Origin of the sequence: Streptomyces malaysiensis subsp. samsunensis, assembly GCF_024519315.1 — a bacterium.
Lineage (GTDB): Bacteria > Actinomycetota > Actinomycetes > Streptomycetales > Streptomycetaceae > Streptomyces > Streptomyces malaysiensis.
Map to the genome: position 1 here is coordinate 106019 of NZ_JANIIC010000009.1, position 16487 is coordinate 122505.

Consider the following 16487-nt stretch of genomic DNA (forward strand, 5'->3'; position numbering starts at 1 on the left):
AGGCATCACGCTGCCTGCACCCCAACTGCGGTAGACCGCACTACGCAGGGTGACAGCCGCACACCCCAGACACCCTCGAATACTCATGATCACAGCACGGGGGCGGTGCCCACGACGCACGGAACCCGTCACCGACCAGGCGACATCAGGTGCGGGAAAGCTTCGGGCCCGCTCAGCCACTCACCACACCGAGAAGGACCCGGACCGTCTCCGCCATCGTCTCCCGGCCCTGGGCGACGTAGGGGCGGGGGTCGGTCAGGTCGGGCCGGGCCCCCAGCGCTTCGCGGACCGCGCCGGTGAACGCGACGTTGAGAGCGGTACCGATGTTGATCTTCACGATGCCCGCCTGGACGGCTTGTCGCAGATCGTCGTCGCCGACGCCCGACGAACCGTGCAGCACCAGAGGTACGGGCACGGCCTCCCGCAGGCGTTCGATGAGCGCGTGGTCCAGGGTCGCGGAGCGTTCGGTCATCGCGTGGCTGCTGCCGACGGCGACGGCCAGGGCGTCCACGCCGGTGTCCGCGACATAGCGCGCCGCCTCCTGCGGGTCGGTGCGCACCCCGGCAGCGTGGGCGCTCGCGGGAGCGTCGGGCTTGCCGCCCACATAGCCGAGTTCGGCCTCCAGCCACAGGCCCGCGCCGTGGGCCCACTGGGCCGCGGCGCGGGTGGCGGCGAGGTTCTCGGCGTACGGCTGCGCCCCGGCGTCGAACATCGCGGAGGAGAACCCCGCGTCGGCCGCCGTGCGCAGCAGCCGCATGTCCGTCACGTGGTCCATGTGCAGTGCGACATCGACGTCACAGGCCTTGCCGACCTCGGCCGCGGCCCGCGCGATGGGCTCGACCCGGCCGCCGTGGAACCGTACGGCGTTCTCGCTGATCTGCAGGATCACCCCCGGGGCGCCCGCGGCGGCCGCGCCGGCGGTGATCGCCTCGGCGTGCTCCAGCGTGATCACGTTGAACGCCGCGACGGCCCGGCCTGCGGCGGCGGCCTTCGAGACGAGTTCGCGCGTGGGAACCAGGGGCATAAAGGTGTCCCCTCGCTTTCATGTCGGTTCGGTGAGTACGGGCCGGTGTCGGCCCGTATTGCTACGTGGTTCGGCCGGTACGGATATGTGGGCGATCAGGACTTCTGCGGGGCCGGACTCACGTCCGCGCCGTCGTCCGCCGCGCCCGGGGCCACGGAGTTCTCGCCGCTCTTCTCGTCGCTGTAGACCATCAGGGTCGAGCCTGCGAGGGCCAGCACGATACCGAGGGCGCCCCACACGTTCGGGAGCGTCCGGTAGACAGCCAGGGACAGCACGATGGTCAGCACCGGGGCCAGCGCGTTGGTGATGGGGGCGACGACCGTGGCCTTGCCCCGGCTGAACGCCATGACCAGGAACAACGCGCCGACCGCGTTGAGGACCTGTGTCACCGCGGTGAGTGCCGGCGCCTGCCACGGAGCGTCGGACGGGAATTCGCCCATCATCACGAACGCCACCGGGACCAGCAGCAGTCCGCTGATGGTCATCCAGCCGAAGGTCGTCGCGTCGTTGACCCCGACCACCGCGGCTTTGCGCATGCAGAACGCCTGCACGCCCCAGGCAACACAGATCAGGATGGCCATCAGCAGCCACGGGCCGTGCGAGTTCGAGTCGTCCTTGCCGCTGGGAATGCTGAGCAGCACGATCGCCGCCAGCGCCGCGACGACACCCACTAGGGCGAGCCGGTTGATCCGCTCCCGCAGCAGCGCCATCGCCATGAGGACGGTGACCACCGGGGAGAGCGACACCAGGGGGAAGATCAGGTACGCCGGGCCGTTGGCGAGCGCGTGGAACAGCAGGAGTTGGCCGCCTGCGCCGGTCAGTCCCGCGATCAGTCCGTACACGGCGGCGATCGGCCGGCGGTCGAACGTGTTGCCGCGCATCGCGAAGTACGCGGGTATGAGCATCGTGAAGGCCCAGATGATGTAGATCATCTCGTTGGGGTAGCCGTACCTGCTGTTCGGCTCGCTGGAGAAGGCGCCCCACACACCCCAGAACAGGACCAGCAGCGACGCGTACAGGATCCAGCTCTTCGTGCCTCTGTTCATCGGTCTTCCCCTCCTGAGGCAGAGATCCCGGAGGCCATGCGCAGCGCGTCGAGCGCGGGCTGGTCGAGCGGGGTTCCGGCGATTTTCGCCGCGTACAGGGCGGCGCCTACGACAGGCTCGTAGAGAGGGTGTCGCAGCTCATAGTTGGTAAAACGATTCTTCAGTCCGGTGGCGAACGCCTCCAGAACCGTGTGGGCGCCGAAGGTGCCGCCGGAGTAGGAGACCGGTACGGTCTCGTCCGGGCCGAACTCCAGCCGCTCGCGGGTGACTTCGACGAGCAGGGCGAGTTCCCGGCCGGCATCGGTGAGGATCTCCGTGGCGGCCTCGTCGCCCAGAGCGGCCGCCTCGGCCACGGAGCGGCTGAGCGCGGCGATCCGGCTCCGGTCGCCCTGCCACTGGTTGTGGACGACGTCGATCACGTCGAGGTCGGACGCGAGATCCAGGTGGCGCCGGAACACCTCGGCCAGGGGGCCCTCGGGGAGCCGTCCGTCGCCCATCCGTGAGAAGGCGTTGAGGCCCCGGACCGCGATCCAGTGCGCCGACCCCTCGTCGCCGAACATCTCGCTCCAGCCACCGACGCGCACGCCCCGGCCCAGCCGCTCGCCGTAGGTCATCGAACCGGTGCCGCTGATGACGTTGATGCCGTCGACCGCGCCCAGTGAACCGGCCCAGCCGCAGACCATGTCGTTGTCGCAGGCGTAGCGGTCGTGCCCGAGCACCGCTCGCGGGGTCGCGTTCAGGACGGGCAGATCGCGGGTCGCCTCCCCGTAACCGGGCAGCCCGAAAAAGGCGTACTCGATGTCGGCAGGGGTCAGCCCGGCCGCCGCGCAGACAGCTTCGACGCCTTCCTTCAGCACACCCTCGACAAGCTCGATGCCGTGGGAGAAGTAGTACGAACTTGCCGCCTGCGCTCGCGCCACGACTTGTCCGGACCGGTCGACCATGCAGAATGCGGTTTTCGTACCGCCACCGTCGACACCTAGGAACATCGTTGTACCTCCGTCCGGCGCCCTCGAACCGCGCCGTCGATGCCTTTGATCAGTTGTGCAAGGAGTGCAAGGTCACGCCCTGCACCACGCGGTTGACCTCACCCGAGGGGAACGGGTTGTCGGGCCGCAGGTACCGGGCCAGAGAGGCACGCAGGGCGATGAGCTGGGCGTACACCACGGCGGACAGCGCCAGGGCGACATCCTCGACGCCATCGAGGCCCGGAAGCGGCCAGGCGTCGGTGCCTGTGCCCTCCGTTCCCGCGCCGGAGTCCGCGGAGACCGTGACGACGCTGCCGGCGGGCAGATTTCCGCGCAGCTCCGCATAGATGTCCTGGTCGTACTTGCGGGTGTACGGGTCGTTCGACATGTACACCACCGCGACCGAACGGTCGTTGAGCACCGCCTTGGGACCGTGCCGGAATCCCAGCGAGGATTCCGCGACGGCCATGAGCGTCCCACCGGTGAGCTCGAGCACCTTCAGCGCCGACTCCTCGGCGAGGCCCTTCAGCGGGCCGCTGCCGAGGAAGACGATCCGCTCGGGCGCGCTCTCCAGGAGGGCGCCGACGGTGCGGTCGACAGCGCTGCTGTCGGTGATCGACTCGGCTGCCCGGGCCAGGCGTTCGGCGACGCCGTCGTAGGCGCTGCCGCCCAGGGCGAGCAGTGCCGCGAGTGTCATGCACGTGAAGCTCGACGTCATGGCGAAGCCGCGGTCGTTGGACCCGGGCGGCATCAACAGCACGTGGGACTTCGGCAGCTCCGCGTGTTCGCGCGCCAGGCGGCCCTGCTCGTTGCAGGTGATCACGAAATGGTGCACCTCGGAGAGGACCTGGTCGGCCAGGGCGGTGGCGGCCACGGACTCGGGGCTGTCGCCCGACCGTGCGAAGGAGACCAGCAGCGTGGGAACGTCCTCGGCGAGACAGCCGCGGGGGTCGGCGACGAGGTCCGTGGTGGCAACCGCGTCGACGCGCCGTCCCAGACGCCGGGCCAGGGCGGGCTGGAGCACCTGGCCGGCGAACGCGGAGGTGCCGGCACCGGTGAGCACCACGCGCAGATCGCCGCGGGCGACGAGCGGACGCAGGAAGGGGTCCAGCGAGTCCCGGGAGGCCGAGACGATCCGGTCGACCTCGCGCCACAGCGCGGGCTGCTGGGCGATCTCGCGGACGGTGTGGGCAGCGCCGTCGTCCAAGGACAGCGTGCCGGAGGGCGTGGTCACACGTACTCCTTCTGGTTCGGGCGGGAGGCGCGGTCGTAGTCGCGCAGAACATCGCGGACGTGGTCCACGGCCAGGTCGCGCGGCCGGGCGGCGAGCTCGCCGTGGCGGACACGGGCGTACTGGAGCGGAAGATGTGCGCTGAGCAGCGGCAGGGGGATGTCCACGGCCGAAAGGTTGTCCATCAGCCGGGCCTGGGCCTTTTCGATCTCAGGGTCGGGCCAGTAGTAACGCATCCGGTCGCTGTAGCTGTAGCGGCGTGCGAGGCGCTGCTCGGCGGCGCCGCCCGGGTAGTAGCCCTCCCATGTGGCCGGCTCCGCGAGCATCCGCCGCTCGACGACCTCGGCAAGCCGTGACCGCTCGGCGGCCGGCACCAGTTCGTCCTCGATCGCGGCGAGGGCGAACAGCGCCTCGCGCAGGGCGAAGGTCAGCCCGGGGCCCACCTTGAGGACCGCCCAGTGGTCCTCGACCAGCGCGGTGAGCGCCTCGGTGGTCTGGTAGTCGGTCGAGTGGGCCTCGTAGACCATGGTGGGCTCGTCGTCGAGGACCTTGCGCAGCTCCTCGGTCAGCTCCCGCCGGTAGTCGACGACCTGAAGGTGGTCGAACTCGACGGCCGGCTGGACGACGAGGGCCATGACACGCGGCCAGACCTCGTCGATGCCGTGCCGGGCGAACGCCTTGCGGTGCTGCTCCAGAGTGGTGCGCGCCGCCTCGGGCGTGGTCGGGACGAGCGCGCCGAGCGTCTCGTGCGCGCCGCCGGGTGTGGGCACCTCGGTACCGATCACGTACCGGATCCGCTCGGCCCGCTCGGGGCCGGCCGTCTCCTCGGCCACGCGGATCAGCCGCGCGGCGCGTTCGGCGACCACGTCGTCGGTCAGCGGTACGGGGTCACCGGCGCAGGCGAAGCTGCAGTCCAGGTGGATTTTGGTGAAGTCCGCCGCCACGTAGGCGGCGACCAGGGCGTCGGCCCGCTCCATCGCCTCGTCGGGCGTCAGGGACTGCCACCGGTTCGGTCCCAGGTGGTCGCCGCCGAGAATCACGCGGTCCAGTGGCAGACCACTTTCGGCGGCGATGCGGTACACGAGGTCGCGGAAGTCCGCGGGCCGCATGCCCGTGTAACCGCCGTACTGGTCAACCTGGTTCGAGGTCGCCTCCACCAGTACATGACCGCCGCTCTCCCGTGCTTGCACCACGGCTGCCTCGATGACCAGTGGATGAGCCGAACACACCGAGGTGATGCCCTGCGGCTGTCCGGCCTTCTGGCGCCGGACCACCTCGCTCAATGGGCTCTGCATTGCCAACCCCTTACTCAACGTGCATTTTGAGCCCTTCCGCCACGTTGGCCCGGAGCCCAGAGGGGACGGTACTGGTCTCATTGATGGCCGTCAATAGTCTTATTTTGGTATGCATCTGGTATTCGATACCGCGCATCACGTCCGCCCCGCAGCTGGTACGTGGTGCAGGAGGAGAGTCTCCGTGACCTGCGGTGATCAATCAGCCCTGATTGGTGATGGAGGCCCGGAACCGGTAGCGGTCCCCTCGGTAGACCTGGACGGTCAGTTCGATCGGGCGTGATTCCTGGTTCGACGTCAGCTGGGTCGCGACGAGCATCGGCATGGTCTCCCCGATCTCGAACAGCTCGATCTCCCGTGGCGTCGGGTGGCGGGCCTCGACCGAGTAGTCGGCGACGCGGGGCAGCTGCGGCGGGTCGGCGGCGCGCAGGGTGGCGTAGAGCGAGGCCGTGTTGAAGTCGGTTTCGGCCAGGGCCGGGCAGGCCGCCAAAGGAAGCCGGTTGTGCTCGAGCACGACCAGCAGACCGTCGAGGAAGCGCAGTCGGTGGAGGTCGAAGAGGTCGGCGCCCGGAGCGATCCGGAGCTGCTCGGCCTCGGACACCGTGGCCGGGCGGACGGTGGCGGAGAGCACCTTGCCGGCCGTCGTCAAGCCGTTGGCCTGGGCATAGTCGGCGAACCCCTGGACCTGCGGGGCCGCCGAGCCGGACGTCATCGTCGCCTCGGGGAGCAGACCGAGCTCGGCGACGAACCACCCGCGCGACGACGACGGCCGCACGATGCCCCGTGACTCCAATTGCGCGAGGGCCGCTCGCAGCGTCACGCGCGACACGGCGTACCGCTCGACCAGAGCCCGCTCGGAGGGCAGCCGGTCACCGGGGCGGGCGGCAGCGGCGCGCAGGTCCTCGAGCAACTGCGTGGCCGTGCGCTCGTACAACGGGAGGGCATCGTCCCCGAACAGACCTCTGGGCATCGGCGTTCTCGCATCCGTCATACCAGAAACATACCAATTCGATCGACGGCGCGAACCCTCGTCCGGGCGGCCCACCCGTTGACATGCCACTCGAATACCACTTACGTTCTCGCAGCAGGCCACCTGGTGATGAAGAAGTCGCCCGTGAGCGACCTTCCGTTTCGCCGTGCCCCGGGCACCCTCCGGTGATCGAGGCAGCGTTGTCGCAGCTCACCGAGGATGGCCGCGCACTGCCGCCGGAAGCGACCTCGCACCGGGGTGCCCGTTCGGACGCCACGCCGTCCCCGACCCCACCCGACCCACTGCGAAAACCAGTAGCAGACCAGGCATCGACCAGCCTTACGGACGGTCGCCTCGTCGCGAGCACGCGGCTCGACTCTGAACGATCCACCACGACGGACAGAAGGCAGCTGCCCCAGTCGGGCACGCACGACCGAAAGAGAGTTCGACATGACGGACATGAACCGGCGAAGCGTACTGAAGGTCGCGCTGGGGGGTGCCGGCCTGGCCGCCATCCCCGCCGTGGCCATGGGCGCCTCACCCGCGGCCGCCGCACCGAACTCGGATCCTGACCTCGTCGGAGTCGGCGACACCTCCATCACCCTGGAGTTCGACGACCAACTGCGAAGCCGGGTCGCGCTTAAGGGCGTCGACCTCACCCGCTTCGACGCCGGCGAAGCCCTGCTGGTGGGCGACAAGGCCATCGAGGCGTTCGCCTACCGCGGACACCGGACCCGCGACACCCGGCACCCCCGCCACGGCGCGGGCGTCCGGGTGACGATCGAGGGCACGTCCAAGGAAGGCGTGCACAAGACGGTCGAGCTGACCTCCTTCGAGCGTCTTACCGGCATGATCGTGATGAAGGTGACCTACACCAACAGGTCCTCCACCGCACTGAAGGTCACCGGGTGGCGCAACGGAGCCCACGAACTCCTGGAGACCCCCGGAGGCTTCTACACCTTCTCCGGCACCACGTACACGGACCGCCGCGACTGGGTGATGCCGGTGAAGGACGGCTACGTCCAGGAGAACTCGCTGGGGATGGACTCCTCCGACTACGGCGGCGGCACCCCGCTGGCGACCGTCTGGCGCCGGGGCGCGGGCCTTTCCGTCGGACACGTCGAGCCCGTGGCGACGATCCTGCGCATGCCGGTCCGCAAGACGGACGCCGGAGCGAGCATCGCCATCCAGGACGACACCGCCCGCACCCTGAAGCCGGGCCGTCGGCTCAGCACCGACACCACGTTCCTGACCGCCCTCCCGGGCGACCACTTCGTGCCGCTCCAGCGGTACCGCGACTACATGAGCGACACCGGCCAGCGCGCTCCCAAGGTCCCCGCCTCGGCCTTCGAGCCCATCTGGTGTGCCTGGGGCTACGAGCGCGACTTCACCGTCGAGCAGGTCACCGGAACGCTGCCGAAGGCGCACGAGGTCGGCCTGCGCTGGGTCGTGCTCGATGACGGCTGGCAGACCAACGAGGGCGACTGGGACATCAACACGGCGAAGTTCCCGCGCGGCGAAGCGGACATGCGGGCCTTCACCAAGGAGATACGGGACGCCGGCCTGCGACCGCGCCTGTGGTGGGCCCCGCTGGCGGCGGACCCCGACAGCAACCTGATCCGGGACCGCTCCGACATGCTGTTGCTGGACCGCGACGGCAACAAGCAGGACGTCACCTGGTGGGACGCCTACACGCTCTGCCCGGCCTACCAGCCGACGGTGGACTACTTCGTCGAGCAGGCGAAGAGGTTCATCGGCGACTGGGGCTACGAGGGGCTCAAGATCGACGGCCAGCACCTCAACAGCGTCGCACCCTGCTACAACCCGAAGCACCGGCACGCCCGCCCCGAGGAATCCACCGAGGGCGTGGCGCGGTTCTGGAAGGCGATCCACGAAGCCGTGCACGCGGCGAACCCCGACGCCCTCGTCGAACTCTGCCCCTGCGGCACCGCCTTCGCCTTCCACAACCTGCCCTACGTCGACCAGTACCCCAGCTCGGACCCGGAGTCCTCCTACCAGGTCCGGAGCAAGGGCAAGTCGATGAAGGCGCTGATGGGCGCGGGCAGCAGCTACGCCGGCGACCACGTCGAACTGAGCGACAACGGCGACGACTTCGCGTCCTCCTACGGGGTCGGAGCCGTCCTGTCGACCAAGTTCACCCTCCCCGGCACCGGAGCCCCGGACAAGGCGACCGACCTCACCCCGGAGAAGGAGGTCCTCTGGCGCAAGTGGGTGTCCCTGTACGAGAAGAACATGCTGCCCACCGGCGAGTACCGCGGTGAGCTGTACGACATCGGCTTCGACAAGCCCGAGGCGCATGTCGTGGCCACGAAGCGGACCCTCCACTACGCCTTTTACGCCGACCAGTGGGACGGGACGGTTGAGCTGCGCGGTCTGGGCCGCACGCGGTACCGCCTGACCGACCCGTTCACCGGCAAGTCACTCGGAACTGCCACTGCTCAGCACAACACCGTGAAGCTGTCCTTCGAGCGGTTCCAGCTCATCGTGGCCGAGCCCATCGGCTGATCGGCGGACGGCCGTGGCGACGCTCTTTGATCATGCGAGTGGCGTGCCACAGGCTTGCCGGGCCCCGCTTCCCCCGGCAGGGCAGGTGGCGGCTCGGGCCCGGCATGGCCGGTAAGGTCGCGCTGGTCTTGGGCGTCACCGTCGGTCATCTGGCGGACCGTGCCCCTGCCGAATACTTCATCCGTGCAGGTCATGCTGCATGTTGGTATTCGTGGAGGATGCCGCCGAGGTGGTCGTGGCGGCGTATGTCCAAGGCGGCTCAACTTGTCCGGATCGTTGATCGGTGTGGGCGTGGGTGCAGCGGTCGGGCGTTGGCGATGCCCTGGTGGGGTCGGTGGGCGTTGTACTGTCCGTACTTGTGCAGGGCGTGCAGGAGGTGGCGCTGGTTCCAGATCAAGGTCCGGTCCAGGAGCTCAGGTCTGCAGGTCTGTACCCTGTGCCGCTCGAAAAGTCGTCGCTGCACGTCATGCCGCATATCGGTACTCGTTGACGACGCCACCGAGGATCCGGGTGCGCAGGACTTTGCGGGGGCTGATGTCGTGCCCCGTGGCCGGTTGGTGGTCAGCGTCGGGCGGTAACTGGTTGCGGGCTTGATGGGGTCGGTGCTGGTTGTAGTGCCGCTCATAGGCTGCAAGGACGTGGCGGGCGTGGGCCTTGTTCATGATCAGGAGGTGGTCGAGGACTTTGCGTCGGATGCTGCCGATGATGCGTTCGCAGTGTGCGTTCATACGGGGAGCTTGTGGCGCACTTTTGAGGATCTCCATGTCCTCGGCCTGGAAGACGGCGTCGAATGTCTCGCCGTACTTGCCATCGCGGTCGCGCAGCAAGAAGCGCAGGGAGTCGATACGTGGGCCCAGGTCGGAGGTGAGATTCCGCGCCTGCTGCACGGCCCAGTCCTGTGTCGGGTGGGCGGTGACGCCAGTGATGTGCAGTCGCCGGGTGCCGTGCTCGAGGAGCACCAGCGCGTACAGCCGCTTGCCGAGTGCGGTGTCGATGTGGAAGAAGTCTGCCGCGATGATGCCCTCGGCTTGCGCGGTCAGGAACTCGCGCCAGGTGGGGCCTGCGCGGCGCGGCGCCGGATCGACGCCCGCGGCATGCAGGATCTCCCAGACTGTCGACGCGGCGATCCGGTGCCCGAGTCGGGTCAGCTCCCCCTGGATCCGTCGGTGCCCCCACCTCGGATTCTCCCGGGCCAGCCGTAGGACGAGTTTCTTGATCGCTGCCGTGGTGGGTGGGCGTCCGGTGCGACGGCGCGCGGTGTAGTCCCACTTCGCGGCGAGGAACCTGCGATGCCAGGCGAGCAGGGTGCCGGGGGTGACAGGGAAGATCTCACGCCAGTGGCGCCGGGGTATCAGCGAGGACAGGGCGGTGAACCAGAGCCGGTCGGCGGGCTCGTAGCGCACCGGTCCGGCTAACTGGCGGCGCAGGACCGCGTTCTCGTGCCGCAGCACCAGCAGTTCCGCGTCCTTCGCTGTCCCGCGACGGAGGAGCACCGATGGAACAGTCAGCAGGCTTCGGGTCACCTTGTACAGCAAGGGCACGATCACGGGGGACATGATCCCAGCGGACTGGCCGTACCACTCCCACCTGCGACGACGACTTTTCGAGCGGCACTAGATATGCGGCATGACGTGCAGCGATGACTTTTCGAGCGGCACAGGTCTGATCCCGCTCCCCGGAAACCATGGGCAAGGCCGGGCTCTCGTGGTGGTGTGCAAGCACTTGCAGGTCAGCGAGCGGCCTGCCCTGTCGGTGCGTGGTTGCGGATTACCGAGCCAGTTGAGATGACCTGTTAAACGGGGCATCGGGGACGCGTAGCGACGAGCACCTTCGCCTGCGCGCATCGCAGTGTCCGTACAGCGGCGAGGCCCACCGTTGCAGCGGCACGTCGTCGAGTGCCCAGACGGCTGTCGCCGCCCGCGATGTGAGAACGCATCAGCCCTGGGTCCAGGGCGTCCGCGTCGATTCTGGCGAGCAGTCGTCTGAGCTGTTCAAGGGCAGGGGAGATCGGAGATGATGCGTCGGCAGGCACGGGCAGTCCAAGGTCACAGAGCGTAGAGAACTCCATGATCGCGGACGTCCGGGCCTGCTGTGTACCGAACCCCGCCCAACATGACGAGACGTCAGCAACCGGGCGTCAGCCGACTACGCCGAAGTCCTGACCGAAGAGGGCGCGGTAGTACGCGACTTCCGGTTCGCGCTCCATCCCAGATGTTGCCGGTGGGGGTCTCCGTTGTTGCGTTGTCGGACCATCCGGTTGGTTTCCGCTGCGCTCTTCGAGATGCACGACGAATGGATCGCCTTACCTCGCCGCCACCTCCCCGAAGGTGATATGGGTGATATCTGTCGTAAACTCCCTTTTAGTTCCTCCGCGCTACCCAACGTACCGAAATGCAACCGCCAGTTGATCCCCAACAGCATGACGAGGGACACTACCTGGCGGATGCGTGTTCCCGACCGAGTGGCACTCGCTTCGGCGTCCTCCCGCGCAGGTCATCGGAGGCCATTTACCCAAAGATTACTGGGCAGTTGACCTCAGGGTTTCGTGGTAGCGTCCTCGTTCGGAGGGACAGTGCAACCTGAAAGGGAAATCGTGAACACGGAGAAGATCGCCGCTCGCCGCCTCTCGCTGGAAGAGGTGACGAAGCTCGGCGTGAAGGACAGGCTCTTCATTTCCGCCGACACGGCAGAACTCAGGCTTCCCGACTGCTATGTCCCTGCTTTTCTGACCAAGTCCGGTGAGGATTTCGAGGGCGGCTCGATCACGGCGAGAACCGTATTCCAGGAAGAGGTCTCCTGCCTTCCCGGCGACGAGAATGAAGCCGGAATCTACTTGGCTGACGAGAACGGCTCGGTGACCATCGAGGTCCTCCAGTCCGCCGGTGTCGTGCTGGACCTGGCACTTTTCGTCCCTGGTGGGGACAAGGGAGCCCTCACGGCCCTTTACGCTGCGGCCCGGCAGGCCTTCGGCGCCGACACCGTGCAGATCTGGCGCCAGGGCCTCAAGGAGGTTCCCGACGTGAAGGTCGACATCTTCGAGGAGCAGATTCCCCGGGGGCGCAAGGGGACCGACAGCCCCAAACGTGACCGTCGCGCGTTCGACACCTACCCCACCCGTGCAGACTTCATCGAGTTCTCCGCGGGGTGGAAGCCGGTCATTGAGATTCACAGGCCGATTGTTGACGACACCCCGACCATCTGAGGCGGCGTTACCTCTCGGTCTCGGCCTGAGAGAACGCCGAGAACGCATGCGCCGGACCCGGCCGACCCCTGAGCGGCCGGGGAGCCGTCGGAAAATAACTCACGAACGACGAAGCGCCGTTCCACTCGATGACCTCGCGAGACAGACCGCCTGACCAAAATCAAAGCCTGAAGTTATTCTTCGACAGCCCTCAGGGCTTCGCCGTAGTCGAGTGACGTCCACTTCGTGCTCAGGCGAGGCCGGGGAGCATGAGAGGTCGGCGGGCGTCACACGCATCGCGGCGACGGCCGGAGGCGATGTTCTTCGCGCCGTTCAGTCGCAGGGCGCCGACCGCGAGGTTGCGCCAGGTCGCCATAGCGCGGGGTGCGCTGTCAGTCCGCCACCGCGCACGCGGTCAGGTCGAGGACGACGGCCGGCGCGTGCTCGTCAGCGGTCGAATCCCCCCTCGGACACATACTGATGGCCCACGGGCTTCATGAGAGTGCCGGTCGAGTCTCGTCCCGGCCAGCGCTTTGTGTGTGATGCGGTTGTGCTCTCCCTTGCATATGCCGCCGAAGACGGACATGACGGGGTCGTGGGCCTTGTTGTGGACTGCGGGCGCACCCAGCCGAATCACCCGCGTCGCCGACCAGCGTTTTGTCCGGCTCCCTCCGGCGGGTCCTCCCAAGCTCTTGGTCAGGCAGACCCTGGAGGTCGCTCCCGGGTCGGCGGAGGTCCGGGCGGCGAGGCGGGCGGTGGGTTGAAAGAATATGCAGACCGGTCTATTTTCAAGGCATGGGACAGAAGGGCGCCGAGACGCGGGACCGACTGCTGGACGCGACGCAGGAGTCGGTCGAGGCCGCGGGCTACTTCGGCACCGGGCTCAACCAGGTGATCACGGCCAGTGGCGCGCCCCGTGGCTCGCTCTACTTTCACTTCCCCGGCGGCAAGGACCAGTTGGTCGCCGAGTCCATCCGCCGGGCAGGACGGGCGATCGACGACGTCATGGGGGGCCTGGCCAATTCCAGCGCATCGGCGGCGGAGTTCGTCGACGGGATGCTGCGGCACCTGGGTGACCGGCTGGAGGAGTCGGGCTGGCGCAAGGGGTGCCCGGTGGCGACCGTGGCGCTGGAGACGGCGGCCACCAACGATCTGCTACAGGAGGCATGTTCGGAGGTCTACGGCTCGTGGGAGGCGGCCCTGCGCACGCAACTGGCCGGACGCCCGGACGCCGACGACCTCGCGGTCACGATCCTGGCCCTGACCGAGGGCGCACTCCTACTGGCTCGGGTGCACCGCGGCAGAGGGCCCCTGGACAGCGTCGCCCGTCAAATTGGCGCTCTGCTGAGGTGATACGGCCCGCCGTGACCGGCGGGCTTTTTCATGGGCCAAAAATATGTAGACCGATCTATTAAGGATTCTCATGGACGCGATCGTCTTCGGCGCGACCGGCTTCATCGGACGCTCCCTGGCCGCCGAGTTGCTCAGCCGGGGGCAGCGGGTGGCGGCGGCCGTACGCAACGACACCATCACTCCCTGGCTGATTTCCCAGGGAGTGGGCACCGCCAGGCTGGAACTCGTCGCAGCCGATATCACCCGACCGCTCTCAGGGCTGCCCGAGGTGCGTGATGTCTACAACGCCGCCGGTCGCTACGGCTTCGGCCTCGGCGTGCGGGAGGCGCGGGAGACCAATGTCACCGGGGCGCTCAACGTGCTCGAGTGGGCCGCGGCGCTGCCGGGGTTGCGGCGGCTGGTGCACATCAGCGGGTACCGGGTGAGCGCACCGGGCGGCACGCCCGACTACGCCGGCCTTGGAGCGTATGAGGCATCGAAGCGCGAGGGCGATCTCGCGGTGCGCGCCCGGGCGCGCGAACTGGAGGTCCCGCTGACCATCGCCAATCCCGGCGTCGTGATCGGTTCGGGCCAGTACATCGGCCTGGCTCCTCTTGTCGAGGACCTGTGGAACGGGCGGCTGCCCGCGCTGCCCGGCGGCCGTGACACCTTCGTGCCGATTGTCACGGTCGACTACTTCGCCCGGTTCCTCGCGGAGGTCCCCACATCGCCTGCGGGCGAGCACTATTGGGTGCTCGACGACACCACCCCGCTCCTGCCCGAGCTGATCCGCGCGATCGCCGACCACACAGGTGTGCGGGCACCTCGAAGGACCGTTCCTGCCGGGCTGTTGCGACGCCTGCCGCGCAAGTTGACCGGTGTCGATCCCGAGACGCTGTCCTTCCTCTCCGCCGACCGCTATCCGACAGCTACCGCCCGTGCCTTCGCCGCGAGCGCCGGCCTGGAGATGCCCCCGGCCATCGACGCCCTGCGTACATGGGCCGACGACCTGGTGGCCGCGCGCTTCGGTGCCGCGTCGCCCTGGCTGAGCTCGTACGGCTTCCGCACCGTGGCGGGCAGCCGCACCTGGGTGACGGGGGAGCGACACCATCCCGACTACGTCCTGCTGCACGGGCTGCCGATGAACGCCGACCTCTGGGCACCCCTCGCCGCCCGACTCCCGGCCCCGTTCTGGCCCCCGACCTGCCTGGCCTGGGACGCTCGGCCACCGCGGCCCAGCCGATGAACGCCTGGCTGGCCGATCTGCTGAGCCCGGCGCGGACCCGCCCTGTGCTGGTCGCGCACTCCCTGGCCTGCGGAACCGCGCTGCGCTTCGCTGTCGATCATCCAGACCGCGTCAGCGGGCTCGTCCTCGTTTCCCCGGCCTTCCTACAGGCGCCCGTCCGCCGCCTTGCCCGCTCGGGCCTGGCCGCGCCGATGATGCGCCGGATGTCCGCCACTCGGCTGGCACGCACGCTCGGCATCCCCGAGGGAGCGGAGGTGGAGAGCGCCGCGGCGGACCTGCGCCGTCCCGGGGTGGCGCGCCGGGTCGCCGCGGCGGTGCGCACCGACATCGCCCAGCGCCCGCACTCGCGGGCGCTGCTCGACCGGGTGAGCGTCCCGGTCCAGATCGTGGTGGGCTCGGCCGACCCACTGATCGAGGCCGTCGATCACCCGGTCACCGAGATCGCCGGGGCCGGGCACCACCCCCAGTTGACTCACCCCTCACAGGTCGCTCGTCGCGTCGGTGGCTTCACCGCGCCGGTCGGCGGATGACTCCCGGCGGGCGGGCTTCCTCGACGCCGTCCTTGTCGACATTCCGGTCGCCGATCGTAGGCGCAACTGGCTTGCCCCTTCTGCCGGCCCGCAGCAAGGACTCGTCGGAGGGCGGGCCGTACGGGAGGCGACGGCGCACGGCGCGGGAGACCGTCGTGCGGCTCCGGGCCGCACCCGAGCCCTCGCTATCCCGGCGGGGCCCGCGGGAACGCGGCCGGTCGGCTTCCACGGTGGAGCCGGCCGCGATGTCCGGGGCGGCCCTTCATGGCGGCCGTTCCCGCTCGCGGCCGCGGGTCGTTGCCTTCCTCTTGCGCAGGGCCCGCCCGGGTTCGCTCCCGCCCTTGGACTCCGAGGCCGGCTCTTTCATGGTCCGCCCGGTGGCCCCCGAGACGTGGCCCGAGGCTTTGTCCGAGACCTTGCCGGACACTTTGCCCGTGGACCTTTTCGCCGTACGCCCGGCCGACCGCACGGTCTCGGTGGCGGTGCCGCCCGCCTCCTCGGTGGCCTTCCCGGCACCCTCGCCCACCTCTTCCGCCACCTTCCCGGCCGCCTCACCGGCGTCCTCCACGGCTCCGCCCGCGCCCTCCCCGACCTCTTCGACAGCCTTGCCAGCGCCCTTGCCCACGTCCTGGACCGCTTCTCCGGCGCCCTCCCCCAGCTCGCCGACCGCCTGCTCGGCGCCGCTGCCCAGCCTCTCCGTCGCCGACCCGAGACCGGACGTCACCTGCTCCAGGATCTGGGGGTTGCGGTCGATGGTGGACAGCACCCTGCCGACGATCGCCGCGACATTGTCGAGCCGGACCTTGAGCAGGGCCCGCGCCTCCACACCCTTGATGTCGAGCTCCACATGGCCGAGTGACACATCGGCGCCGACGCCGAGCTTGAGCAGGTCCAGGACCTCCGCCTGGAGGGAGACCCTGGCTTGCAGGTTCTCGACCTTCAGGTTGATCTCCTCGACCTGGAGCTGCGGTACGTCGAGGAGCACATCCGGGTCGCCGGACTCGCCGACGGGCTCCTCCTCGTCCATGTCCGGCTCGTCCGGCTCGTACTCAGCGTCAGAGTGGTCCCTCATGCTGCCCCTCGAAGTGTGCGTGTGAGCATGCAGAGTGTGCGTGCGAGCGTGTGCCGTCCCTCTTCACAC

14 protein-coding genes are annotated in these 16487 nt (G+C 68.7%); 5 read left to right on the top strand and 9 right to left on the bottom strand.

Annotated elements, in window-relative coordinates:
* Nucleotides 1–172 precede the first annotated feature (172 nt).
* The 6 genes from NQU54_RS10555 to NQU54_RS10580 form a co-directional block, all read right to left on the bottom strand.
* Complete coding sequence (locus NQU54_RS10555; RefSeq protein WP_059149134.1) at nt 173–1024, bottom strand: class II fructose-bisphosphate aldolase; 852 nt, start codon at nt 1022–1024, stop codon at nt 173–175.
* A gap of 95 nt (nt 1025–1119) precedes the next feature.
* Nucleotides 1120–2070, bottom strand: coding sequence for a DMT family transporter (locus NQU54_RS10560; protein ID WP_059149133.1), 951 nt, complete (start codon nt 2068–2070; stop codon nt 1120–1122).
* A complete protein-coding gene (locus tag NQU54_RS10565) occupies nt 2067–3059 on the bottom strand; it encodes an N-acetylglucosamine kinase (RefSeq protein ID WP_059149132.1) in 993 nt (330 codons plus the stop codon). The genes NQU54_RS10560 and NQU54_RS10565 overlap by 4 nt, the downstream gene beginning before the upstream one ends.
* Before the next feature lie 49 nt (nt 3060–3108).
* Complete coding sequence (locus tag NQU54_RS10570) at nt 3109–4272, bottom strand: SIS domain-containing protein (protein ID WP_257630833.1); 1164 nt, start codon at nt 4270–4272, stop codon at nt 3109–3111.
* Nucleotides 4269–5564 (bottom strand): D-tagatose-bisphosphate aldolase, class II, non-catalytic subunit, encoded by a 1296-nt coding sequence (locus NQU54_RS10575; protein WP_257630834.1) that lies wholly within the window; start codon nt 5562–5564, stop codon nt 4269–4271. Before NQU54_RS10575 ends, NQU54_RS10570 begins: the two co-directional genes overlap by 4 nt.
* Before the next feature lie 199 nt (nt 5565–5763).
* The gene (locus tag NQU54_RS10580) at nt 5764–6552 is read right to left on the bottom strand and encodes a GntR family transcriptional regulator (protein WP_043236804.1); all 789 of its coding nucleotides are present in this window, start codon (nt 6550–6552) and stop codon (nt 5764–5766) included.
* Between the two features lie 429 nt (nt 6553–6981).
* On the opposite strand from NQU54_RS10580, the gene NQU54_RS10585 reads away from it, so the two are divergent.
* Nucleotides 6982–9057 carry a glycoside hydrolase family 36 protein gene (locus NQU54_RS10585; protein ID WP_257630835.1) on the top strand — a complete coding sequence of 692 codons (2076 nt, stop codon included), beginning with the start codon at nt 6982–6984 and terminating at the stop codon, nt 9055–9057.
* A gap of 464 nt (nt 9058–9521) precedes the next feature.
* On the opposite strand, the gene NQU54_RS10590 is transcribed toward NQU54_RS10585, so the two are convergent.
* The gene (locus NQU54_RS10590) at nt 9522–10604 is read right to left on the bottom strand and encodes an integrase core domain-containing protein (RefSeq protein ID WP_257630897.1); all 1083 of its coding nucleotides are present in this window, start codon (nt 10602–10604) and stop codon (nt 9522–9524) included.
* 1046 nt (nt 10605–11650) lie between these two features.
* Here NQU54_RS10590 and NQU54_RS10595 point away from each other — a divergent pair.
* A complete protein-coding gene (locus NQU54_RS10595) occupies nt 11651–12259 on the top strand; it encodes a hypothetical protein (protein WP_257630836.1) in 609 nt (202 codons plus the stop codon).
* 229 nt (nt 12260–12488) lie between these two features.
* On the opposite strand, the gene NQU54_RS10600 is transcribed toward NQU54_RS10595, so the two are convergent.
* A complete protein-coding gene (locus NQU54_RS10600; protein ID WP_257630837.1) occupies nt 12489–12614 on the bottom strand; it encodes a hypothetical protein in 126 nt (41 codons plus the stop codon).
* A gap of 419 nt (nt 12615–13033) precedes the next feature.
* Between NQU54_RS10600 and NQU54_RS10605 the strand changes: the two genes are divergently transcribed.
* The 3 genes from NQU54_RS10605 to NQU54_RS10615 all read left to right on the top strand — a co-directional run bounded on the left by NQU54_RS10605 (nt 13034) and on the right by NQU54_RS10615 (nt 15346).
* Nucleotides 13034–13591, top strand: coding sequence for a TetR/AcrR family transcriptional regulator (locus NQU54_RS10605; protein ID WP_257630838.1), 558 nt, complete (start codon nt 13034–13036; stop codon nt 13589–13591).
* 70 nt (nt 13592–13661) lie between these two features.
* Nucleotides 13662–14816: an NAD-dependent epimerase/dehydratase family protein gene (locus NQU54_RS10610; RefSeq protein ID WP_257630839.1), complete on the top strand. Its 1155-nt coding sequence runs from the start codon at nt 13662–13664 to the stop codon at nt 14814–14816.
* A complete protein-coding gene (locus NQU54_RS10615; RefSeq protein WP_308408478.1) occupies nt 14813–15346 on the top strand; it encodes an alpha/beta fold hydrolase in 534 nt (177 codons plus the stop codon). The genes NQU54_RS10610 and NQU54_RS10615 overlap by 4 nt, the downstream gene beginning before the upstream one ends.
* Before the next feature lie 262 nt (nt 15347–15608).
* Here the strand turns inward: NQU54_RS10615 and NQU54_RS10620 are convergent, their stop codons facing one another.
* Entirely contained in the window at nt 15609–16418 is an 810-nt protein-coding gene (locus NQU54_RS10620; protein WP_257630840.1) for a Tim44 domain-containing protein, read from the bottom strand.
* Between the last annotated feature and the right edge of the window lie 69 nt (nt 16419–16487).